The sequence below is a fragment of the Bordetella genomosp. 5 genome (genome assembly GCF_002261475.1).
Taxonomy (GTDB): domain Bacteria; phylum Pseudomonadota; class Gammaproteobacteria; order Burkholderiales; family Burkholderiaceae_B; genus Bordetella.
In genome coordinates, this window is the sequence record NZ_NEVN01000001.1 from 44846 (window position 1) to 67831 (window position 22986).

At 66.5% G+C, this 22986-nt stretch carries 20 protein-coding genes; 4 read left to right on the forward strand and 16 right to left on the reverse strand.

What is annotated here, in order from left to right; genetic code table 11:
* Window positions 1–2: 2 nt before the first annotated feature.
* The 12 genes from CEK29_RS00250 to CEK29_RS00305 form a co-directional block, all read right to left on the reverse strand.
* Window positions 3–806 carry an ABC transporter permease gene (locus CEK29_RS00250; RefSeq protein ID WP_094798217.1) on the reverse strand — a complete coding sequence of 268 codons (804 nt, stop codon included), beginning with the start codon at window positions 804–806 and terminating at the stop codon, window positions 3–5.
* Window positions 803–1615 carry an ABC transporter ATP-binding protein gene (locus tag CEK29_RS00255; RefSeq protein ID WP_094857030.1) on the reverse strand — a complete coding sequence of 271 codons (813 nt, stop codon included), beginning with the start codon at window positions 1613–1615 and terminating at the stop codon, window positions 803–805. Before CEK29_RS00255 ends, CEK29_RS00250 begins: the two co-directional genes overlap by 4 nt.
* A gap of 199 nt (window positions 1616–1814) precedes the next feature.
* Entirely contained in the window at window positions 1815–2444 is a 630-nt protein-coding gene (locus tag CEK29_RS00260) for an MlaC/ttg2D family ABC transporter substrate-binding protein (RefSeq protein WP_094798219.1), read from the reverse strand.
* Between the two features lie 27 nt (window positions 2445–2471).
* Window positions 2472–3260, reverse strand: coding sequence for an MlaA family lipoprotein (locus CEK29_RS00265; protein ID WP_094798220.1), 789 nt, complete (start codon window positions 3258–3260; stop codon window positions 2472–2474).
* A gap of 86 nt (window positions 3261–3346) precedes the next feature.
* Complete coding sequence (gene mlaD / locus CEK29_RS00270) at window positions 3347–3892, reverse strand: outer membrane lipid asymmetry maintenance protein MlaD (RefSeq protein WP_094798221.1); 546 nt, start codon at window positions 3890–3892, stop codon at window positions 3347–3349.
* A gap of 12 nt (window positions 3893–3904) precedes the next feature.
* Window positions 3905–4693 (reverse strand): lipid asymmetry maintenance ABC transporter permease subunit MlaE, encoded by a 789-nt coding sequence (mlaE, locus tag CEK29_RS00275; protein WP_094798222.1) that lies wholly within the window; start codon window positions 4691–4693, stop codon window positions 3905–3907.
* A complete protein-coding gene (locus CEK29_RS00280) occupies window positions 4690–5526 on the reverse strand; it encodes an ABC transporter ATP-binding protein (RefSeq protein ID WP_094798223.1) in 837 nt (278 codons plus the stop codon). The genes mlaE and CEK29_RS00280 overlap by 4 nt, the downstream gene beginning before the upstream one ends.
* A gap of 409 nt (window positions 5527–5935) precedes the next feature.
* Window positions 5936–6919, reverse strand: a complete 984-nt coding sequence (locus CEK29_RS00285; RefSeq protein WP_094857031.1) for a Bug family tripartite tricarboxylate transporter substrate binding protein — start codon at window positions 6917–6919, stop codon at window positions 5936–5938.
* Between the two features lie 92 nt (window positions 6920–7011).
* Window positions 7012–7656 carry an OmpW/AlkL family protein gene (locus CEK29_RS00290; RefSeq protein ID WP_094857032.1) on the reverse strand — a complete coding sequence of 215 codons (645 nt, stop codon included), beginning with the start codon at window positions 7654–7656 and terminating at the stop codon, window positions 7012–7014.
* Between the two features lie 242 nt (window positions 7657–7898).
* The gene (locus CEK29_RS00295) at window positions 7899–9365 is read right to left on the reverse strand and encodes a glutamate synthase subunit beta (RefSeq protein WP_094798226.1); all 1467 of its coding nucleotides are present in this window, start codon (window positions 9363–9365) and stop codon (window positions 7899–7901) included.
* 9 nt (window positions 9366–9374) lie between these two features.
* Window positions 9375–14114 carry a glutamate synthase-related protein gene (locus tag CEK29_RS00300; RefSeq protein WP_094798227.1) on the reverse strand — a complete coding sequence of 1580 codons (4740 nt, stop codon included), beginning with the start codon at window positions 14112–14114 and terminating at the stop codon, window positions 9375–9377.
* Window positions 14115–14460: 346 nt separating this feature from the next.
* Window positions 14461–15288, reverse strand: a complete 828-nt coding sequence (locus tag CEK29_RS00305) for a hypothetical protein (RefSeq protein WP_255176028.1) — start codon at window positions 15286–15288, stop codon at window positions 14461–14463.
* 177 nt (window positions 15289–15465) lie between these two features.
* Between CEK29_RS00305 and fghA the strand changes: the two genes are divergently transcribed.
* Window positions 15466–16320 carry an S-formylglutathione hydrolase gene (gene fghA, locus CEK29_RS00310; protein WP_094857033.1) on the forward strand — a complete coding sequence of 285 codons (855 nt, stop codon included), beginning with the start codon at window positions 15466–15468 and terminating at the stop codon, window positions 16318–16320.
* A gap of 85 nt (window positions 16321–16405) precedes the next feature.
* Here the strand turns inward: fghA and CEK29_RS00315 are convergent, their stop codons facing one another.
* Together CEK29_RS00315 and CEK29_RS00320 are read right to left on the reverse strand one after the other, a co-directional pair.
* Window positions 16406–17014 carry an FMN-dependent NADH-azoreductase gene (locus CEK29_RS00315; protein WP_094798229.1) on the reverse strand — a complete coding sequence of 203 codons (609 nt, stop codon included), beginning with the start codon at window positions 17012–17014 and terminating at the stop codon, window positions 16406–16408.
* A 14-nt stretch (window positions 17015–17028) separates the two neighbouring features.
* Complete coding sequence (locus CEK29_RS00320) at window positions 17029–17463, reverse strand: GNAT family N-acetyltransferase (RefSeq protein ID WP_094857034.1); 435 nt, start codon at window positions 17461–17463, stop codon at window positions 17029–17031.
* A gap of 156 nt (window positions 17464–17619) precedes the next feature.
* Here CEK29_RS00320 and pdxR point away from each other — a divergent pair, with 156 nt between their 5' ends.
* The gene (gene pdxR, locus CEK29_RS00325; RefSeq protein WP_176456811.1) at window positions 17620–19110 is read left to right on the forward strand and encodes a MocR-like pyridoxine biosynthesis transcription factor PdxR; all 1491 of its coding nucleotides are present in this window, start codon (window positions 17620–17622) and stop codon (window positions 19108–19110) included.
* Window positions 19111–19140: 30 nt separating this feature from the next.
* On the opposite strand, the gene CEK29_RS00330 is transcribed toward pdxR, so the two are convergent.
* A complete protein-coding gene (locus CEK29_RS00330; protein WP_094798232.1) occupies window positions 19141–19620 on the reverse strand; it encodes a carboxymuconolactone decarboxylase family protein in 480 nt (159 codons plus the stop codon).
* A 249-nt stretch (window positions 19621–19869) separates the two neighbouring features.
* On the opposite strand from CEK29_RS00330, the gene CEK29_RS00335 reads away from it, so the two are divergent.
* Together CEK29_RS00335 and rpoH are read left to right on the forward strand one after the other, a co-directional pair.
* The gene (locus CEK29_RS00335) at window positions 19870–20559 is read left to right on the forward strand and encodes a hypothetical protein (RefSeq protein ID WP_094857036.1); all 690 of its coding nucleotides are present in this window, start codon (window positions 19870–19872) and stop codon (window positions 20557–20559) included.
* A 234-nt stretch (window positions 20560–20793) separates the two neighbouring features.
* Complete coding sequence (gene rpoH, locus CEK29_RS00340) at window positions 20794–21678, forward strand: RNA polymerase sigma factor RpoH (RefSeq protein ID WP_094857037.1); 885 nt, start codon at window positions 20794–20796, stop codon at window positions 21676–21678.
* 420 nt (window positions 21679–22098) lie between these two features.
* Here rpoH and CEK29_RS00345 read toward each other — a convergent pair whose 3' ends face one another.
* Window positions 22099–22950: a phosphodiesterase gene (locus tag CEK29_RS00345; RefSeq protein ID WP_249278909.1), complete on the reverse strand. Its 852-nt coding sequence runs from the start codon at window positions 22948–22950 to the stop codon at window positions 22099–22101.
* Window positions 22951–22986: the final 36 nt, after the last annotated feature.

The following is a 22986-nucleotide window of genomic DNA, read 5'->3' on the forward strand; positions in this document are numbered from 1 at the left end:
GGTCAATTCCTGAGTTTGTAGCCGCGCGAGAGCAGGCGCAGCGCGTAGAGCGACAGCACGACGAACACGCCCGCCACCACGGCGAAACTGCGCCAGGGCGAGACGTCCGACACGGAGAAGAAGCCGTAGCGGAAGCCGTCGATCGTGTAGAAGATCGGGTTGTAGTGCGACACCGCCTGCCAGAACGGCGGCAGCGTGTGAATCGAGTAGAACACGCCCGAGAGGAACGTGGCCGGCATGATGAGGAAGTTCTGGAAGGCCGCCAGTTGGTCGAATTTCTCGGACCACAGGCCCGCGATCACGCCCAGCACGCCCATGATGCCGCAGGCCATCACGCCGAAAACCAGCACCCAGCCGGGGTGGCGCGGCACCAGCGCGCCGAAATACAGCGCGACCAGCCACACACAGACGCCCACGGCGAGGCCACGCACGACCGCGGCCAGCACGTAGGCGCCGAAGATATCGCGGTGCGACAGCGGCGGCAGCAGCATGAACACCAGATTGCCCGTGATCCGGCTCTGGATGAGCGACGAGGACGGGTTGGCGAAGGCGTTCTGCAGCATGCTCATCATCATGAGCCCGGGAATCAGAAACGCCGTATAGGGCACGGTGTCGTACACCATCACCCGCCCTTCCAGCACGTGCGCAAACACCAGCAGGTAGAGCAGCGCGGTGATCACCGGCGCGGCGATGGTCTGAAAGCTCACTTTCCAGAAGCGCAGCAGCTCCTTGCGCAGCAGCGTCGGAAAGCCCGAGCCGGCGTCGAGACGGGGCTGAACGCGTTGTTCGGTGGCGGGCGTGGTCACGAGCGGGCCTCCTCGGGCGTCAGGTCGGCCGTCTGCGGGTCGTCCTGGTGCATGATGCGGACGAAGGCGTCTTCGAGGTCGACGCCGCCGACCCGCGCCAGCAGCGCCTGGGTGGTGTCGAGCGCGACCACGCGGCCGCCCTTAAGCATGGCGATGCGATGACAGAGCGCTTCGGCTTCTTCGAGGTAATGCGTGGTCAGCATGATGGTGTGACCCGCGCGGTTCAGGCGCGAGATGAATTCCCACAGCGTGCGGCGCAGATCGACGTCGACGCCGGCGGTCGGTTCGTCGAGCACGATCACCGGCGGACGGTGCACCAGCGCCTGCGCCACCAGCACGCGGCGTTTCATGCCGCCCGACAGGGCGCGCATGTTGTTGTCGGCTTTATCGGCCAGGCCCAGGTTGAACAGGATCTCGTCGATCCAGTCATCGTTGCGGCGCAGGCCGAAATAGCCCGACTGGATGCGCAGCGTCTCGCGCACCGTGAAAAAGGGGTCGTAGACGAGCTCCTGCGGCACCACGCCCAGCGAGCGGCGCGCTTCTTTGTAGTGCGTGACGACGTCGTAGCCGCAGACGCTCGCCTGGCCCGCGCTGGCACGCGCCAGACCGGCCAGAATCGAAATCAGCGTGGTCTTGCCTGCGCCGTTGGGGCCCAGCAGGCCGAAGAACTCGCCGTGGCCGATGTCGAGGCTGACATCATTGAGCGCCTGGAAGCCGGGCGTACCCGTCTTGCCTAGGGCTTTGCGCCAGCCGGCACTGCGCGGCGGGTAGGTCTTGGAGATGTGCTGGAGACTGACGGCGGCTGACATAGATGGGCGCAAGCGGCGCGGCGCCCGCAGGCGCCGAATCGGCCATTATATAAGGCGTGGCGCGCTTGCCCCGCCAATGCCCCGCCCGCCCGCAGGGCCGGCGCCCCGGTCAGGCGCCGAAGAACGGCGATTTGCGGGCTTGTGACGCTTGGAACAGCCTGGGGAAGCTGGCCGTCCGGTGGACGGCCAGCGAGAGGGATCAGCGGTTACGCTGGTTCAGTGCGGCGATCAGGCCGTCGATGCCGTTCTGGTTGATCTGCTGCGCGAACTGGTTGCGGTAGTTCTCGATGAGCCAGATGCCTTCGACGTTCATGTCGTAGATGCGCCAGCCTTCGGGGGTCTTTTCGAGGCGGTAGTCCACCTGCACCGGTTGGGTGTTGCCCTGGCTGAACAGGCTGCGCACGACCACGTCGTTGGCGTTGGGGTCGCCGCGCTGGGGCAGCAGGGTCACCTTGGTGCTGCCGTCGACCTTGGCCAGCGCGCCGCTGTAGGTGCGGATCAGGGTGCCGCGGAAGGCGTCGGCGAGCGCCGTCTTCTGCGCGTCGGTGGCCTGGCGCCAGAAGCGGCCGGCCGCGAGGCGGGTGGTCTTGGTGAAGTTGACGTACGGCAGGATGTGCTGGTCGACGACCTCATTGATACGGGTGAGGTTGCCGGCGCGCACCGCGCCGTCGGACTTGATGACTTCGAGGGCTTCGTTGGCAGCCTGCTGCACGAACTCGCCCGGGGGGCCCTTGGGGTCGGGCTTGGCCAGGGCGGCGCTGCTGGCGCCTGCCAGCAGCGAGCAGGCCAGCACGACGCGGCCCATCAGAGGGAAAACAGAAAACCGCATGGATACTCCTTCTTGCGCCCGCGTGGCTTACTTCGCGGGCGGGTTCGCCGGGGTGGCGGCCGGAGCGGTCGTGTCGGCTTCGTCGTCCTCGTAGTTCGGCAGGGAACCCTCGGCGTCGACGCGGTCGCCACGGACCATGGCCGCTCGTCGTTGCAGATAGGCATCGCGCACGAAACTGTACGGGTCGAGCGCCACGCGATCGACGGTGTCAGTGACTTCGAGCAGGCTGGCACGCGTATCGACGACCTGCAGACCCCAGAGGGAGTTGCGCAGGCGGACGTTGTCGATGGCGGAGACCGAGACGAATTGTCCGGCCTGCCAGTCGCCTGCCAGGCCAGCGCCGTCGCGGACGGTGCTCGAACCGTAAATCGGCAGTACCAGATACGGTCCCGAGCCGATGCCCCACACACCCAGCGTAACACCGAAGTCGTTAGGAATCTTTCGCGCTCCGTTAGCAGAAGCTACGTCGAAACAGCCGCCCACACCCATGGTGGTGTTGAACAAAAAGCGGCCCAGGGTGTTGATGAAATCGTGACCGCGGCCCTGCAGCATGCTGTTGGTGCCGGCCCAGAGATCGTTCACGTTGCTGAACATGTTGTGGACGCAGTCGCGGGCGGGCGACGGCACCACGTAGGTGTAGGCCTGGGCCACCGGCTTGAAGAGCGCGCGGTCGACCGTGTCGTTGAATTTGTACACGCCGCGGTTGAAGCCTTCCCAGGGATCGCGCGGGTCCGGATTCTGGGACGTGGCGCAGCCGGCCAGGAGCGCGCCGGCGAACGTGACGCTGGCGATACGGGACAGGGCTTGCATGGTCATGGTGTCAGGCCTTCAACGGATGCTGATATTTTTGTGAATATGAACGATGTGCGAGCAGACCCCGCCTGCGCGCGCCATCGCCCAATTTATTGCGCGGGTGCCGGTGCGGGCGCGGGTGCGGCCGGCGTGGCCGCCGGAGCGGCGGATGCGCCACCGGCATTGCCAGCGCTGCTGCCCTGCTTCTCGGCCGAGCCATACAGGAACTGGCTGATCAATTGCTCCAGCACCACGGCGCTTTGTGTATAGCGGATTTTGGCACCGTCAGCAAAATTTTCTTCCTCGGCGCCCGCGGTGAGGCCGAGGTATTGCTCGCCGAGCAGACCCGACGTGAGGATCGAGGCGGACGAGTCGGTGGGGAACTTGTAGGCCGTGTCCATGTGCAGCGTGACCACGGCCTGGAAGGTCTGGTCATCGAAGGAGATGTTGGACACGCGGCCCACGACCACGCCGGCGCTCTTGACCGCGGCGCGCGGCTTCAGGCCACCGATGTTGTCGAAGTTGGCCGTGAGGGTATAGGTGGGGGCAAACGAGAACGTGCTCAGGTTGCCGGCGCGCAGCGCCAGAAACACCAGGGCGAGCGCGCCCAGCAACACGAAGAGGCCTACCCAGAAATCGGTTTTTTCACGAGACATGATGAATCCGTATCAATTGCCAAACATCAGGGCGGTGAGCAGGAAGTCGAGGCCGAGCACGGCGAGCGAGCCCACCACCACCGTGCGAGTCGTGGCCCGCGCCACGCCTTCGGGCGTGGGACGGGCCTGCCAGCCTTCGTAGAGCGCGACGAGGGTGACGGTCACGCCGAACACCACGCTCTTGATAACGCCGTTGGCGACGTCTTTCCAGACGTCGACGCCGCTTTGCATCTGCGACCAGAACGCGCCGGCGTCCACGCCGATCATCAGCACGCCCACGACCCAGCCACCCAGGATCCCCACCATGGAGAATACCGAGGCCAGGATAGGCATGGCGATCACGCCGCCCCAGAAGCGCGGCACCAGGACCCGGCGCACCGGATCCACGGCCATCACCTCCATGGCGGAGAGTTGTTCGCCGGCTTTCATGAGGCCGATTTCGGCGGTGAGCGAGGTGCCCGCGCGGCCGGCGAACAGCAGCGCGGTCACGACCGGGCCGAGCTCGCGCACCAGCGACAGCGCCACCAGCAGGCCGAGCGCTTCTTCTGAACCGTAGCGGTTCAGCGTGTAGTAGCCCTGCAGGCCCAGCACGAAGCCCACGAACATGCCGGAGACGGCGATGATGAGCAGCGAATAGTTGCCAATGAAGTGAATCTGTTGCGATACCAGACGCGGGCGTTGCAGCGCCACGCCGCTGCGCGCCAGCAGGCCGCCGAAGAATCGGCTGAAGTAGCCGATTTCGGCGATCAGGCCACGCACCCAGCCGCCGGCCTTGCTAATCGGATTGCCGGTCGAGCTCATCGCTTGCGTCCTTCGTGTTTGGCCAGCCAGGCGCGGAACGCCGGCGTTTCGGGGTACTGGAAGGCCACCGGGCCATCGGGCGCGCCGTCGAGGAACTGGCGCACGTAGGGGTCTTGCGAGGCAGACAGCTCCGCCGGCGTACCGGCGGCCGCCAGCTGGCCGCGGCCGACGAGATAGACCTCATCGGCGATCGCGAAGGACTCCTGGACATCGTGCGTGATCAGCACCGAGGCGCAGTGCAGCCGGTCGGACAGGTGCCGGATCAGGCGCGCAGTGATGCCGAGCGAGATCGGGTCGAGGCCGGCGAACGGCTCGTCGTACAGAATCAGCTCGGGCTCGAGGACGACCGCGCGGGCCAGCGCCACCCGGCGCGCCATGCCGCCGGAGATCTCGGCCACCCTCAGGTGGGCCGCGGCGCGCAGGCCGACGGCGTCGAGCTTGTCGAGCACGCGGGCGGTGATGGTGGCTTCGTCGTCGCGGGTGTGTTCGCGCAGCGGGAACGCCACGTTCTCGAAGACGTTGAGGTCGGTGAACAGCGCGCCCTGCTGGAACAGCACGCCCATGCGCTTGCGCACGGCCTGCAGACCCTCGCGGTCGAGACCGCCCAGCTCCTGGCCGAAGACGCGGACCACGCCCTCCTTGGCGGCGAGCTGGCCGGTGGCGGCGCGCAGCAGGGTGGTCTTGCCGGAGCCCGAGCCGCCCATGACGGCGACGACCTGGCCGGGCTTGACCTGCATGGAAATGCCACGCAGCACCGTAAAGTCGCCGTACCCCAGGGATACGTTCTCCAGGGATAGGGCAAGTTCCGAGCTGTTGCGGGTAGATGCGGGCATAGGCAGCGGGAATGGGTGCGCGCGCCCACTATATATAGGGACGCTGTTACGGCGAGGGGCCATTGTAGCCCGGCCGACGCGTCGCGCCAGCGCCGCGACCAGGAGTGGGACAGAGTAGTCGTGCGTGCCGACAGATCGAAGGCCGGCGTTTCAGCCCGGGTCCGGCCGTGGGGGTCGGCCCTCGACACGCCCGTACCGCGGGGCGCAGCGGCCCGTTAGGCATCTGAAAGCGGGCTGAAACCGGTTGGGCTATCCCGGCCCTGCCCCGGGCAGTGGCAGACACCCGGCAATGTGCGGCGGATCGCCGCCCACGGCGATGATGCGCGCGCACAACGGATTCGGCCGGGGATGCGACCCCAGGGAGCGGGGTCCGCCCCGCCCCTGCGTCGGGCGGGGCGGACGAGCCCAGTTATTGCAGCGTGATCTTGCCGGTCTTGATCACTTCGGCCCACTTGGCCGTCTCGCTCTTGATGAAGGCGCCGAACTCCTCGGGCGTGCCGCCGCCGGCCTGGCTGCCGGTGTCGGCGATCGCCTTGACCACCTCGGGATCCTTCAGGATCTTGTTGAACTCGGCGTTCAGGCGCGCGATCACCGGGGCGGGCGTCGCGGCCGGCGCCACGATGCCTTGCCAGTTGTACGACTCGAAGCCCGGCAGTCCCGATTCCGCCATGGTGGGCACGTCGGGCAGCACGGCCAGACGTTGCTTGGAGGTGACGGCGATCGGGTGGATTTTCTTGCCCTGGATGGCTGGCAGCGCCGAATAGCCCATTTCGAACATCATCGAGATGTGGCCGCCCATCAGATCGGTGGCGGCCAGGCTGCCGCCCTTGTAGGGCACGTGCACCACATCGACATGGGCCTGTTCGCGGAACATTTCGCCCGACAGATGGTGCGCGCCGCCCACGCCGGACGACCCGAAGGTGAGCTTGCCGGGTTCTTTCTTGGCCAGGGCGATCAGGTCCTGCAGCGTTTTGACCGGCAGGGTGTTGTTCACGCTGAGCACGAGCGGGCTGTTTTCGATCAGCACCACGGGCGCGAGGTCCTTGATCGGGTCGTACGGCATGTCGGGCATGAGGGTGGGGTTCACCGACATCGGGGCCAGGTTGCCGGTGCCGATGGTGTAGCCATCGGGGGCGGCCTTGGCGACCAGATTGGTGCCGATCACGCCACCCGCGCCCGCCTTGTTCTCGACCACCACGGTCTGCTTGAGGTTGTCGCTCAGCTTGCGGGCGAGCAAGCGCACCCGGGTATCGGCAAAGCCGCCCGGTGCATAGGGCACGATCAGGGTGATGGGTTTGGTGGGCCAGTTATCGGCGCTCTGGGCGCGGGCCGGGCCAGTGAGCAGGCAGGCGGCGGCAAGCGCGCCCGCCAACAGGGGGAACAGGGGTTTCATGCGCGGACTCCTCTATACATATTGTGTGTTGCGCGGCAGGAAAATCATTATGCCCTGCCGCCACACAACGCCCGCGCATGTGGCCTGATAGCTTAGAAGCGATACCCCACGCCGACGGTCGCGACCCACGGATCGATCCGGGCGGTGCCGATGCGCTGGCCGTCAAGCTTCACCTTGGAAGAGATGTCGATGTAGCGCAGGTCGGCGTTCATGAACCAGCGCTCGCTGAGCTTGACGTCGACGCCCACCTGGCCTGCGATGCCCCACGAGTCGGACAGCTCGAGCTTCGAGCCCGACAGGGCGCCGTGGGTCTTGGTGTCGAAGAAGGTGGTGTAGTTCAGGCCGATGCCGACGTACGGCTGCACCGTGCTGTCGGGCAGGAAGTGCCATTGCAGGCTGAGCGTGGGCGGCAGCTGCTTGGTGCTGCCGATCTTGCCCAGGCCGCCGCTACCGCGGATGTCGTGTTCGAAGGGCCAGGCACCCAGCAGCTCGATACCGACATTGCGCGTGGCCATGTAGGTGACCGTGAACGACGGACGCACGTTGTTGTTCACGTCGAGGCCGACGGCGCCGTTGAGCACGCTGCCGTTGTTGGACTTGGGGCGCACCTGCGTGGCCCCGACCGTCAGCAGCCAGTCGCCTTCTTCGTGAGCGACGGCGGGGGCGGTGGCCAGCAGGGTGCCCCCACAGAGTGCGGCCAGGATCAGGGCGCGGGTGCGCCGATACATCGGGAACATTTCCTCTCTCCGGTTTGCGTGACGATAGGCTGTCAGGTTCGCAGAGGGCGGAAAATGGGGTCTTGATGTGCATCAAGCCCCCGATGGCAGTGTGGTCTTGCCGCCACGCGTCTCGGACGAACGCGAGGTTCGCATCGAGGATCACGCGGCCTCGTGCGCGTGTTGCGCCGCCGCGCGCGCAGAAAAACAAAACGGCCGGCTCCTTGCGGAGGCCGGCCGTTGCCTTGCCGTGATCGCGGGGATCAGCGCGGCAGGTCGGAGCTGCCCATCAGGAACTCGTCGACGGCGCGCGCGCACTGGCGGCCTTCGCGGATGGCCCAGACGACCAGCGACTGGCCACGACGCATGTCGCCGGCCGCAAACACCTTGTCGACGTTGGTGCGGTAGTCGTCGGTGTTGGCGCGCGCATTGCCACGCCCGTCGCGGTCCACGCCGAAGGCGTCGAGCACGGTTTGCACGGGCGACACGAAGCCCATCGCCAGCAACACGAGGTCGGCCTTGAGCTCGAACTCGGAGCCTTCGACTTCGCGCATCTTCATCTGGCCGGTGGCTTCGTCCTTGAACCACTCGACGCGTGCGCCGATGAGCTTCTCGACCTTGCCGTTGGCGCCCTTGAAGGCCTTGGTGGTCACGGACCAATCGCGCTGGCAGCCTTCGTCGTGCGACGACGAGGTGCGCATCTTGAGCGGCCAGTACGGCCACACCATGGGCTTGTTTTCGCTTTCGGGCGGCTGCGGCAGCAGTTCGAACTGCGTGATCGAGGCCGCGCCGTGACGGTTGCTGGTGCCGACGCAGTCGGAGCCGGTGTCGCCGCCGCCGATCACGATGACGTGCTTGCCCTTGGCCAGCGTCTGGTCGGTCAGGCGGTCGCCCGCCACGGCCTTGTTCTGCTGGCGCAGGAAGTCCATGGCGTAATACACGCCGGAGAGTTCGCGGCCCGGCACCGGCAGGTCGCGCGGGGTCTCGGAGCCGCCGCTCATGACGATGGCGTCGAACTCTGCCTGCAGCGATTCGGGGGTGCGCACCGTCAGGCCATCGGCCGCGGCGTCGCCCTGCTTGCCGATGTAGGTCGACGGCTGGAATTCCACGCCCTCGGCTTCCATCTGCGCCACGCGGCGGTCGATCTGGGCCTTCTCGAGCTTGAAGTCGGGGATGCCGTAGCGCAGCAGGCCACCGATGCGATCGCTCTTCTCGAACAGCGTGACGGCGTGGCCGGCGCGGGCGAGCTGCTGCGCGGCCGCCATGCCGGCCGGGCCGGAGCCCACCACCGCGACCTTCTTGCCGGTCTTGCGCGCCGGCAGTTGCGGCACGACCCAGCCTTCGGCCCAGCCCTTGTCGATGATCGCGTGTTCGATCGACTTGATGCCGACCGCGTCGCTGTTGATGTTCAAGGTACAGGCGGCTTCACACGGCGCCGGGCAGATGCGACCGGTGAACTCGGGGAAGTTGTTGGTGGAATGCAGCACGTCGAGTGCGGCACGCCAGTCCTGGCGATACACCAGGTCGTTCCAGTCGGGGATGATGTTGTTGACCGGGCAGCCGTTGTTGCAGAACGGGATGCCGCAGTCCATGCAGCGCGCCGCCTGTTGCTTGGCCTGATCGTCGCTCAAATGGAGGACGAACTCACGCCAGTGCTTCAGGCGCTTGGCCGGGGCTTCATACGCCTCCTGGAGGCGCTGAAATTCCATAAATCCAGTGATCTTTCCCATTGTCTTTCCTCACGCAGCCATCTGTTGCGGGTTGGCTGCACGCCACATTTCACCCAATGCGCGGCGGTATTCCGTCGGCATGACCTTCACGAACTTGCCGCGCGACGCTTCCCAGTCGCCCAGGATTTCGCGGGCGCGGAAGCTGCCGGTGTAGCGGAAGTGTTCTTCCACCAGACGGCGCAGGATCGCTTCGTCGGTATCGCGCTCGCCGCCGCGTTGCGCGCTGTGCCAGATCTCGATGTTGTTCTGCGACTGCTGCTCGGCGTGCGGCAGGATCGCTTCGAGTTCGACCATCGACAGGTTGCAGCGGTGCTTGAACGTACGGTCCGGATCCCAGACGTAGGCCACGCCGCCGGACATGCCCGCGGCGAAGTTGCGGCCGGTGCTGCCGAGCACGACGACGGTGCCGCCGGTCATGTATTCGCAGCCGTGGTCGCCCGTGCCTTCCACCACCGTGGCGGCGCCCGAGTTGCGCACCGCGAAGCGTTCACCGGCCACGCCGTTGAAGAAGGCTTCACCGGAAAGCGCGCCGTAGAGCACGGTGTTGCCGGCGATGATGTGATCGGGGCCGAAGCCGCGGAAGTCGTTGGGCGAGCGCACGATGATGCGGCCGCCCGACAGGCCCTTGCCGACGTAGTCGTTGCCTTCGCCCACGAGATCCATCGTGATGCCGTGTGCGAGGAAGGCGCCGAAGCTCTGGCCGGCGGTGCCGTTGCACTGGATGTGGATCGTGTCGTCGGGCAGACCGGCATGACCGTAGCGCGACGCCACGGCACCCGACAGCATCGCGCCGATGGTGCGGTTGCGGTTGCGCACCGGCGTGATGAACGAGACCTTCTCGCCGCGCTCGAGCGCGGGCTTGCTGCGCTCGATCAGCTGGTGATCCAGCGCGCCGGCGAGGCCGTGGTCCTGCTCTTCGGTGTGACGCACGGGCTCTTCGGAGACGGCGCGGTGGAACACGCGCTGGAAGTCCAGGCCTTGCGCCTTCCAGTGTTCGATGCCGTTGCGCATGTCGAGCAGATCGGTGCGGCCGATCAGGTCGTCGAACTTGCGCAGACCCAGCTGAGCCATGATCTCGCGCACTTCTTCAGCGATGAAGAAGAAGAAGTTCACGACGTGCTCGGGCTTGCCCTGGAATTTCTTGCGCAGTTCGGGATCTTGCGTGGCCACGCCCACCGGGCAGGTGTTGAGGTGGCACTTGCGCATCATGATGCAGCCTTCGACGACCAGCGGCGCGGTGGCGAAGCCGAATTCGTCCGCGCCCAGCAGCGCGCCGATGACGACGTCGCGGCCGGTCTTCATCTGGCCATCGGCCTGCACGCGGATGCGGTTGCGCAGGCGGTTGAGCACGAGGGTCTGCTGCGTTTCGGCCAGGCCCAGTTCCCAGGGCGTGCCGGCATGCTTGATCGAGGACACGGGCGATGCGCCGGTGCCGCCGTCATGGCCTGCGATCACGACGTGATCGGCCTTGGCTTTCGCCACGCCGGCCGCGACCGTGCCCACGCCCAGCTCGGACACGAGCTTGACCGAGATCGACGACTTCGAGTTGACGTTTTTCAGGTCGTGGATGAGCTGAGCCAGGTCTTCGATCGAGTAGATGTCGTGGTGCGGCGGGGGCGAGATCAGGCCCACACCCGGCACCGAGTAGCGCAGCTTGGCGATGTACTCGGAGACCTTGTGACCGGGCAGCTGGCCGCCTTCGCCGGGCTTGGCGCCCTGCGCCATCTTGATCTGGATCTGGTCGGCGCTGGCGAGGTATTCGGCGGTGACGCCGAAACGACCCGACGCGACCTGCTTGATGCGCGAGCGCAGCGAATCGCCCTTCTTGAGCGGCACATCGGCTTCGATGCGGTCGGCGCCGAGCACCGAGGCCAGCGTGTCGCCTTCTTTGATGCCGCTCTTGCCGGTGCGCATTTCGTTGCGGTAGCGCAGCTCGTCTTCGCCGCCTTCGCCGGTGTTCGACTTGCCGCCGATGCGGTTCATGGCCACGGCCAGCACCGAGTGCGCCTCGGTGGAGATCGAGCCCAGCGACATGGCGCCGGTGGCGAAGCGCTTGACGATCTCTTTGGCGGGCTCGACGTCGTCGAGCGGAATCGCACGGGCCGGATCGACGCGGAACTCGAACAGACCGCGCAGCGTCATGTGGCGCTTGCTCTGGTCGTTGATGATCTGCGCGTATTCCTTGTAGGTGCGGTAGTTGTTGGCGCGCGAAGCGTGTTGCAGCTTGGCGATGGAGTCCGGCGTCCACATGTGCTCTTCGCCGCGCACGCGGTAGGCGTATTCGCCACCGGCGTCGAGCGCGTTGGCCAGCACGGGATCGTTGCTGAAGGCGGCGCGGTGCAGGCGCAGCGCTTCTTCGGCGACCTGGAAGATGCCGATGCCTTCGATGTTGGAGGCGGTGCCGGTGAAGTACTTGTCGACCAGCTCGCGCTGCAGACCCACGGCTTCGAAGATCTGCGCGCCGCAGTACGACATGTAGGTCGAGATGCCCATTTTGGACATGACCTTGTTCAGGCCCTTGCCGCACGCCTTGATGTAGTTCTTCACGGCCTTGTCGGGATCGGCCATGCGGCCCAGCGACTCGAGCGCGAGATACGGGTGGATGGCTTCGGCGCCATAGCCGCCCAGCAGCGCGACGTGGTGCACTTCGCGCACCGAACCGGTTTCGACCACCAGGCCGGCGTTGGTACGCAGACCGGCGCGGATCAGGTGCTGGTGCACGGCCGAGGTGGCCAGCAGCGCGGGGATGGCCACGCGCTCGCTGTCGACCAGGCGATCGGACACGATGAGGATGTTGTAGCCGCTTTGCACCGCATCGACGGCGCGGGCGCACAGCGCGGCCACGCGGGCTTCGATGCCCTCGGAGCCCCAGGCGGCCGGGTACGTGATGTCGAGCTCGTAGCTGCGGAATTTCTTGCCGGTGACCTGATCGATGTCACGGATCTGCGCCATGGCGGCGAAATCCAGCACCGGCTGCGAGACTTCGAGGCGCAGCGGCGGGTTGACGTTGTTGATGTCGAGCAGGTTGGGCTTCGGGCCGATGAACGACACCAGCGACATCACCAGCTGCTCGCGGATCGGATCGATCGGCGGATTGGTGACCTGGGCGAACAGTTGGCGGAAGTAGTTGTAGAAGGGCTTGGGGCGGTTCGACAGCACGGCCAGCGGCGCGTCGTTGCCCATAGAGCCGATCACCTCTTCGCCGGTGGTGGCCATCGGCTCGAGGATGAACTTGTAGTCTTCCTGGGTCCAGCCGAACGCCTGCTGCCGGTCGAGCAGCGAGACCGAGGTCTGCGTGGCCGGCGAGCCGTTCTTCGGTGCGGGCAGCGACTCGAGCTTGATCTGCAGACGCTCGATCCACTGACGGTACGGACGGCTGTTGGCGAGCTGCAGCTTGATCTCGGCGTCGTCGATGATGCGGCCTTGTTCGAGGTCGATCAGGAACATCTTGCCGGGCTGCAGGCGCCACTTCTTGACCACGCGGTTCTCGGGGATCGACAGCGTGCCGGCCTCGGAGGCCAGGATCACCATGTCGTCATCGGTGACGAGGTAGCGCGCGGGACGCAGGCCGTTGCGGTCGAGGGTGGCGCCGATCTGGCGGCCGTCGGTGAAGGCCACGGCGGCCGGACCGTCCCAGGGCTCCATCATCGCGGCGTGGTATTCGTAGAACGCGCGGCGGCTCTCGTCCATCTGCGTGTGCTGTTCCCAGGCTTCCGGGATCATCATCATCATCGCGTGGGCGAGCGAGTAGCCGGAGTTCACCAGCAGCTCGAGGCAGTTGTCGAACGTGGCGGTGTCGGACTGGCCTTCGTAGACGATCGGGTAGAGCTTCTTGAGATCGTCGCCCAGCACGGCCGACTGCATCATGCCTTCGCGGGCGCGCAGCCAGTTGAAGTTGCCCTTGACCGTGTTGATTTCGCCGTTGTGCGCAATCATGCGGTACGGGTGAGCCAGCGGCCAGGCCGGGAACGTGTTGGTCGAGAAGCGCTGGTGCACCAGGGCCACGGCCGACACGGTGCGCGGATCGGCCAGGTCGCGATAGTAGGCGCCGACCTGATCGGCCAGCAGCAGGCCCTTGTACACCACGGTACGGACCGAGGCCGACGGCACGAAGTATTCCTTGCCGTGCGCCAGACGCATGTTCTGGATGGCGTGGCTGGCGGTCTTGCGGATCACGTAGAGCTTGCGTTCAAGCGCGTCGGGCACCATGACGTCGGCGCCGCGGCCAATGAACAGCTGGCGGATCACGGGCTCGCAGTCACGCACGGCGGGCGACATCGGCATGTCGCGGTCGACCGGCACGTCGCGCCAGCCCAGCACGATCTGGCCTTCGGCGCGCACGGAGCGCTCGAGTTCCTGTTCACAGGCCAGGCGCGAGGCGGTTTCCTTGGGCAGGAACACCATGGCGACGCCGTATTCGCCCGGAGGCGGCAGCGCCACGCCTTGCTGCGCCATCTCGTCGCGGTAGAGCGTGTCGGGGATCTGGATCAGGATGCCGGCGCCGTCGCCCATGAGCTTGTCCGCACCGACCGCGCCGCGGTGGTCCAGGTTCTCGAGGATCTTCAGGCCCTGCAGGATGATGGAGTGGCTTTTGCGGCCCTTGATATGGGCGACGAAACCCACGCCACAGGCGTCGTGTTCGTTGGCGGGGTCGTAGAGACCCTGCGCGGCAGGCAGTCCGATGCGACGGGCATCGATGGGGGCAGCCGCGACGGTGCGACAGGATTGGTCTTTCGAAGTATTGGACATAACGCGCTCCGCAGTGGCCTGCGTCGTGAATGTTGCAGTGCAGGGTGCGACATTACTGCGGTGCGAGTTGACGCGCAACAGAATTTTTGGGGGTATGTCCCTTTTAAATCAAATGAGAAGAATTCTTGAATAATAATAGGGACACGTTAAATAGAGATATAAATCAAGTAGTTAAAAAAGACGCCTTCATGACGTTTTTCGGTTTTGCACGAACATTGTGCAAAAATGCCGTTATGCGTCCCCGTTTGATGGGACGTTTTTAGCCCGCGAAAATTGTAAAAAGCAACAGTACCAAAGCAAAGACCCGGCGCGAGGCCGGGTCTGCAAGCACAACGGGGGCCAAAGCTCAGCGGGACGCGCCGCCGCTGCCGTGAGGGCCGGCGCCACCATCGGTGGGCGCCACGGGCGGCTCGGTGCCGGGGCGATCGAGACCGCGCGCGGCGGCGGGCTCGGGGGACATATCAGGCTGCTCGTGGCCGGTGGCCGGCTTTTTGCGCGGGCGGCCACGCTGGCCTGGCGCGACACGGCGGCTGGCGGTATGGGCCAGGCTCGCGATGAAATCAGTGCCACCCAGGGCCCATTGGCCCGACACCGCCTGTTCGATGCGCTGCGACTGATCCCGCGAAAGGCCGTCTTGAAGCCGCTTGCGGTAATTGGCCTGGCGATCGAACGGGGTGTTGCCGCAGGCCCAGTAATCGGCGTGATCGGACTGCCATTGCGTGGGCGGGACCGAGGTGTTGCCGGTGTGGCTGGCGGCCGATGACCACGGCCAGGAATCGGGATCGACCGACGCCCCGCTGCGCACCGGGTAGGTTTCGAGCCAGACCAGCGCCGGCAGGACCCACACGCCCGGCTCCAGCAGGGCCGAGCGGTAGCGGCCCGCGAAGACGCGCCCGCCGCGCAGCCGCGCCGCGAGATTGCGGCCCAGCGTTTGCATCAGCCGGGGCAGGCCTTCTTCGTCGGCCGGGGTGGCGAGCAGCAGAATGCGGTCGTTGGCGAGTACCCAGCCATGAACCGCGACCTTGTGGCGCTGTGCCGACTCGCCGAGCCAGCCTGCCAGTTGGTTCAGGATGTCGCCGGGCGCTGGCTGCGATGGCGCGGCCAGCGACTGTACGAAATTGGCCTGCACCAGTTGGGGCAGCCCAGGGGCATACAAGCGGGGCAGTCGGGCCATAGTCGGGACTTGCGGGTAGCAAGCTCAGTAGATTGCACACACACTATAAATAGTGCCGGCGTGGTCGGCGGTCAAGCCCGGTTGACCCGAATCGGGGGTCGAATGAGTAACCGTCATCGCAGGTTAACATCGGGAACCGTTTTTCAGTACCCCGCAGATACACCTAGGAGGAATGCCATGACCGCCGCGACCGAACGACTTTCGCACCACCGTGCCTTTGGCGGCTGGCAGGGCTATTACCGGCACGATTCGGCCGAAATCGGACTGCCCATGCGCTTCTCCGTATTCGTGCCGCCGCAGGCCGAGCACGGCCCCGTGCCGGTGCTGTTTTTCCTGGCCGGCCTGACCTGCACCGAAGAGACCTTCATGATCAAGGCGGGCGCGCAGCGCCTCGCGGCCGAGCTGGGCCTGATGCTCGTGACGCCGGATACGAGTCCGCGCGGCGCCGGTGTGCCCGGCGAAGACCAGGACTGGGACTTCGGCACCGGTGCCGGCTTCTATCTCGATGCCACGCAAGCACCCTGGTCGACGCACTACCGCATGGAAAGCTATGTGGCGCGTGAGTTGTTCGACCTGATCGGCCGGGAGTTTCCCGCCGATCTGAGCCGTGCCGGTCTGTTCGGTCACTCGATGGGCGGACACGGCGCGCTGGTGCTGGCGCAGCGTCATCCGGGCCGTTGGCGCAGCGTGTCGGCCTGTGCGCCGATCGCCGCACCCACGCGCTGCCCCTGGGGCCACAAGGCGTTTGCCGGCTATCTGGGTGAAGACCGCGCCGCGTGGGCCGAGCACGACGCCAGCGAACTCATGCGCAAGCAAAGCGCGGCGCCCTATCCGCAAGGCATCCTGATCGATCAGGGGCTGGCCGACAATTTCCTGGCCGAGCAGCTCAATCCCGATGTGTTCGAGGAAGCCTGCCGCGCCGCGGGCCAGCCGCTCACGCTGCGCCGCCACGAGGGCTATGACCACGGCTATTACTTCATCTCGACCTTCATGGCCGACCATCTGGCGTTCCACGCCGAACGACTGAAGTAAGACGCGGCCAACACGCGAAGAAAAGACGGCGCGTCCCAATGCGGGGCGCGCCGTCTTGCTTTGTGCCGTGCTTAAACCCTGCGGTTCAGGCGCACGCGAAGTGCGCGCGCACCTGGTCGTGACCATGCATGCGCGCCGCGGCGAGCGGCTCGGGGCCGCGCGCCGTGCCTTCGACACTGAACAGGTGCACGTCGTGCAGGCCCATCGTGGCCAGCGCATGGCGCAGATACGGCGTGAGAAAGTCCGGCTGGCGCGCGAGCGGGCCGGAAAACAGACCGCCCGACGATATGGCGATATAGACAGGCCGATCGCGCAGCGCGCCGACCTTGCCATGCGGCTCGATCGTAAAGGTATGGCGCACGCGCAGCACATGATCGATCCAGGCCTTGAGCGCGGAAGGCACCGTGAAGTTGTGCATCGGCGTGGCGATCACCAGGACGTCCGCCGCGCGCAGCGCCGCGATCAATTGATCCGACACGGCGAGCGCGCCGGTCGGCGTGTCCGGATCGTTGAGCGATGCCAGCGCCCGCGCATAGCCGCCATCCACATGCAGCAGGCTGTTGGTGTCGAAGTCGGTGATCGACAGCGGCGTGCCGGCGTGGCGGCGCGTGAGGTGCTCGAGAATCTGATCGGAGAGCGAGCGGCTTTCGGAGTCGGCACCGCGGGCGCTGCACAGGAGTCGAAGAATATTCATGGTGGCGGAGTTCGTTAGAGGTCTTGGCCGAAGCGGATGGCGCTGGTGAGCAGGCCCTGACGGAAGTAAAAACGTTGTGCGAGGCTGTTGGCCAGGCCGGTGTCGAGCACCAGCCGGGCGCAGGCGTATTCGCGGGCGATGCGGGCGACCTCGGTGAGCAGCGTGGCGCCCCACCCCGTGCCCCGTTGCGGCGCGCTCACGACGAGATCGTCGACATAGACGAAGGGCCCGTAGATCATGTTTTCCTGGAAACGGTAACCCGCCAGCGCGACCGGCGTGTCATCTTCCCAGGCGGCGAGGAGATGCCAGTCCTGCGCCTGCTGGCGGCGGCAGCGCGTCACGAAATCGTCGGGACGGTCGAGGTGAGGACGCAGTTCGCGCATCAGGCCGAAGCAGGCCTGCAATTCCGCGTCGGTGGTGGCGTGCAGCAAGCGGGGTGAGGTGGACATGGTGCGTAAGAAAAGAGTGAGTCGGCCAGCCGTATCGCAGGGCTCGGGCATGTCGTTATCCTACGGAGGGCATGACATAATCCGAAGTGCCATATTCGGTGTTTTTGACTGGGACATGTTTTGCCGTTCGCCCGGTCTTTTTGCGGATCCGCTGCCGTGACGATCGATTCCTCCCCCACCGACCCCGCGACCACCGCCGGGGATCCGCCGATCTACCGCCAGATCTATTGGCAGGTGCGCAATGGCATCGAGTCGGGCACGCTCAAGCCCGGCGACCGGGTGCCGTCGGTTCGCGCCCTGGCCAAGGAACTCGGCATCGCGCGTGGCACGGTCGAGACCGCCTATGCCGTGCTCAATGGCGAAGGCTGGATTCAATCGCGCGGACAGGCCGGCACCGTGGTGACGCCCGGGTTGGCGACGCGGCGGCAGGCCGGGCCGCGGCCGGCCGGGCCGCGTGAGGCCGAGCCTGCGCCGGGATGCCCCGCGCCCGGCAGCGACGCGGCGCTCGAATCCGATCTGCCCATGTGGCCGCGGCCCAAGACGCCCATGCCGCTGCAGATGGGCCTGCCCGCGCTCGATGCCGTGCCGCGCAAACTGTGGGCCCGGCTCGGGGCGCGGTGTCTGCGCGGCATGCGCCTCCACGATCTGTCGTATCCCGCCACGGCCGGTCTGGACGCCTTGCGCGAGACCACGGCGGCCTATCTGCAAGTATCACGCGGCCTGCATTGCACGCCGTCGCAGGTGTTCATCACCTCGGGCTATCACCAGAGCATGCAGGTGGCGACGAGTGCGGTCCTGAGCCCGCAGGATGCCGTGTGGGTCGAGGATCCGGGTTATCCGCCCACCCGCGCGTTGCTCGCGCAATTCGGCATGGACTGGCGCGCGGTGCCGGTGGATGAGCAAGGGCTCGACGTGGCCGCCGGCCAGGTCCTCGCGCCGCAAGCGCGCGCGGCCGTGGTGACGCCTGCGCATCAAAGCCCGCTATCCCTCACCTTGTCGCCCGCGCGCCGGCAGGCGCTGCTGGCCTGGGCGGCCGAGGGCGAACGCTGGATCGTCGAAGACGATTACGACGGCGAGTATCGCTACGTGAGCCGGCCCCTGCCCGCGCTCGCCAGCCGCGATACGGCCGGCAGAGTGCTGTACGCGGGCACGTTCTCGAAGGTGTTGTTCCCTGGCCTGCGGCTTTCGTACCTCGTCGTGCCGCCCGCGCTGGTGCCGCGCGTGGAACGCGTGCATGCGCTGCTGGGCGCCGGCGCGCCGTGGCTGACGCAGGCCACGCTGGCGCTGTTCATGAGCGAGGGGCACTTCGCGCGACACATTCAACGCATGCGGCGGCTATATACACAGCGCCGCAGCGACATGGCCGCGGCGCTGGACGCCGCGCTCGGCCCGGGGTTGGGCTTGCGGGTGGAGCCGCAGCCTGGCGGCATGCACATGGTGCTGCGCCTGCCGGCGGGCTACGACGACCGCGCGCTGGCTCTGCGACTGCGCGAGGCCGGGCTGTATGCGCAGCCCTTATCGAGCTGGTCGAGCCTGCCCGGCGCGCCGTTGGGCCTCTTGATGAGCTTTACCAACGTCGCTGATCGCGAGCAGGCCGATGCCCTGGCGGCGCGCATGCGGCTGCTGCTCCGCCCCGAGGTGGTGTAGGGGTGCGGGCGGCCGGCCAGGTGCGGCCGGTCAGACCAGCCCCGCCTTGTCCAGGCCGTACTCGGCATCGAGCGAGCCCGGCACCGGCAGGAACGCCACGCTCAGACGGTTCCAGCCATTGATCGCCACGACCAGAAAGCTCAGCGCGCTCAGTTCTTCTTCGGAGAAGTGTTCGCGGGCGGCCGTGAAGTCCGCGTCTGACACGCCATGGGCGGGCAGCTTCGTCAGCACTTCGGTCCAGGCCAGCGCTGCGCGTTCGCGCGGCGAGAACAGAGTCGACTCGCGCCAGATCGCGACATGGTGCAGGCGCAGTTCGCGTTCGCCATGCAGCTTGCCTTCTTTCACGTGCATGTCCACGCAGAACGCGCAGCCGTTGATCTGGGACGCGCGCAAGGTCACGAGCACGCCGAGCTCGCGTGCGATCGGGTTCTTGTTCAGCGTCATCTGAAACGCGGTGTATTGCTTGGCGAGATCGGGCGCGAGCTTGTAATAGTTCAAACGTTGCGACATGACGGGGTTCCTGGTTGGGTGTCGGAGGTCCGGCGGCGATGCGCCGGGCATGGAAGTCATGATGCGGGAATGTGTCCTACCCAAACAGCGCCAAGAATGGCAATTGCAGCTGGGACATAAGGCGTACCCTCACGCGCGTGCAGCCGGGTGGCACACATCCGGTTTCAGCTGGAACACAGGACTTGCGGTCGCGGCGCGGAGGCGCTTCTATACTGCGGCTGACCGTCGAGCCTGGAAGGAGCCTCGTCTTTGATGGATGCGTTTGCCCCGTTTGTTTGGATCGCCCTCGGGGCGGTCGTGGTGTTGCTGATCGGATTGCCGCTCTTGCTCGGGCGCGGCGGGCCGCGCGACGAAATGGGCCGCCGGGTATTTCGTCTGCGCCCGGTGCGCCGCCTGTTCGGTCTGGTGCTGATCGCGCTGGGCTGCGTCTCCGGCCTGTTGGCCTTGTCCCTGGTGCAGTTTTTCCGGCTCACCGATGACGTTCCGGTGGCGACCGTTCAGGTGCGCAAGCTCGCCGAGGGCCAGTACGACGTCGTCGCGCAGTCGCCCGGCCTGACCGGCAAGACCTACACGCTCTTCGGCGATCAATGGCAGATCGATGCCAAGGTGGTGCGCTGGCGCCTGCCGGCCCTGCTGGCCGGCGCGCCGCCGCTCTACCGTCTCGAGCGTCTGTCCGGCCGCTACGAAGATGCCGCCCGCGAGCAGACCGCGACGCGCTCGGTGCACGTGCTGGACGACTGGCCCGCGCCCGACATCGGCGCGGTCAAGCGTCTGATTCCGAACTGGTTGCCGTTCGTCGACGTGCAGTTCGGCAGCGCCGCCTACATGCCGCTGCTCGATGGCGCGCGCTACGAGGTGATGTTCGACCCGCGCGGTGCGCTGTTCATTCGCCCGTCCGACGACGCCACCCGGCAGGCCCTGAAGCAGGCCGGTTGGTAACGCACCCAGGGCACCCCGTGCGCGCCGCGGAGCGGGTGCCTCGGGGCGGATGCATTCCAGGGTCGACTGCCCTCTGGAAATCATATGGGGACGCATCTATACCTAGGTATATCCGCGCCTCCAGGGCGACGCCGGCGGGAACTCCGCTGCGTTGCGGCAGTCGAATTAGCACTCTCGTTATGGGAGTGCTAACATGAACCTATGTCTGTTCCCCGTACCCTGGAGGTCGCCAACATGATGCAAGCCAGTTCGTCTGCCCTTTCCGGCAATGCGTTGGCCTTGGCTGTGGCCAACCCCGGTGCGCTGGGCACCATCGACGCCTATATTTCGACGGTCAACCGTCTGCCGGTGCTGAGCGCCGAGCAGGAATCCGCGTTGGCCCGCCGTCTGCGCGACACCGACGATCTCGAAGCCGCGCGGGAATTGGTGCTTTCGCACCTGCGCCTGGTGGTTTCCGTGGCGCGCCAATACCTGGGCTATGGTCTGCCGCACGCGGACCTGATCCAGGAAGGCAACGTCGGCCTGATGAAGGCCGTGAAGCGTTTCGATCCCGAGCGCGGTGTGCGCCTGGTGTCGTTCGCCGTCCATTGGATCAAAGCCGAGATTCACGAATACGTGATCCGCAACTGGCGCATGGTCAAGGTCGCCACGACCAAGGCCCAGCGCAAGCTGTTCTTCAATCTGCGCAGCATGCGCCCGGATGGCCACACGCTCGATCCCGATCAGGTGGACCACATCGCCGAGCAGCTCAACGTGCGCCGCGAAGACGTCAGCGAGATGGAAGTGCGCCTGTCGGGCCGCGATATGTCGCTCGAAAACCAGGACGACGACGATGACGCCTACGCGCCCATCGCCTATCTGTCCGACGAAGGCCGCGACGAGCCCACGCGCGTCATGGCGCGCAAGGCGCACGACAACCTGCAGGGCGAAGGCCTTGCCGGCGCGCTCGAGGCGCTCGATCCGCGTTCGCGTCGCATCGTCGAGGCGCGCTGGCTGCAGGACGACGGCGGTTCCACGCTGCATGAGCTGGCGCAGGAATTCGGCGTGTCGGCCGAGCGTATTCGCCAGATCGAGGCCGCCGCGCTCAAGAAGATGCGTGGCTCGCTGGTCCCGGCCTGACACACCGCTGCTAGTGCCCATAAAACGCGCCGCTCATGCGGCGCGTTTGTTTTGGCGTCCGGGCCGCGGCGCGGTGTCATGAATTAATACAACTTTGTGCGGACCGGAGCCCGAATTCGCGAAACTTCGCGCCACCGCGCCTGACTAACTTACGTAGGCCGCAACTTTGGTGCATTCCAGGTCGCTGTCTTGACGTCCGTCTCGGCTTCTCCTCTTTCCCCTCCCCTATGAGACGGACGCTTACGGGGCACCTCCGCATATCGGTGCCCCGTTTTTTATTCTCACGCGTTGCGCCGCGCGCAACGTGTCCACCGCGACGCGGGGCCTTCGGGCCCCGCGCGTCGATTGGGCGCTCGCAATAAGGGTGGTTCGGGATCTGTGGGGTAGCGGCCCGGAAAGGCCGCGCCCGCTTGCGCGCAATCAGGCAGCGCGGGCGTCGGTCTCGGGCTGGCGCACGGTTTGCCAGGCGGCTGCGTCGAGGCGCCGCACGCCCGTGGCGAAGGAGCCGTCGCCGTACAGCTTGATCCAGCGGTAGCCGGCGGGCTGAGGATCGATCGCGTGACGGCCGTCGCGGATCGTGAACTGGAAGCAGGTGGACGGCGTGGCGAGCAGGCGCAGGTTGTGGCGCCGGCAGTCGAACTCCTGGTGCACATGCCCCCACATCACCACCCGCACGTGCGGCGAGCGCTCCACCAGGCGGAACAGATCCAGCGGATTGTCGACCATCATCGGGTCATGCCAGTTGGCATCGACCTGGGCCAGGTTGTGATGCAGCGCGATCAGCACATGGCGGCCGGTGGCCTCTGCGTCGTCGACGGCCTGGCTCACGCGCGCGAGCTGCGCGGCGTCGAGATGGCCGCCGTCCGAGCCCGGCACGGTCGAATCGAGCGTCACGATGCGCCAGTTGGCAATGTCGGTGATCGGCGCGCTCCAGTCCGGAAGGGCCTGGCGCAGGACGTCGGGGGCATCGTGATTGCCGGGTAGGCAGCGCACCGGCCAACCGGTGGCCGAGAGGTGCCCGCGCAGGCGTTCGTATGACGCGAGGCTGCCGTCCTGCGACAGGTCGCCGGTGGCCAGCAGCAGGTCGGGGGCGTCTCCGTCGGCGGCGATCTGCGCCAGCACGGCGCGCAGGCTGGCGTCGGTGTTCACGCCCAGCATCAGGGCATCGGGATCGTCGAACAGGTGCGCATCGGTGAGCTGGACGAGCAGCACCGGCGCGTCGGCGGCGCGCGGCGAGCGCAAAGGGAGCTCGGTACTCGGCAGGACGGACAAGGGTTGCTCCTCGATTTGGGGGTGCTGACGCCACGG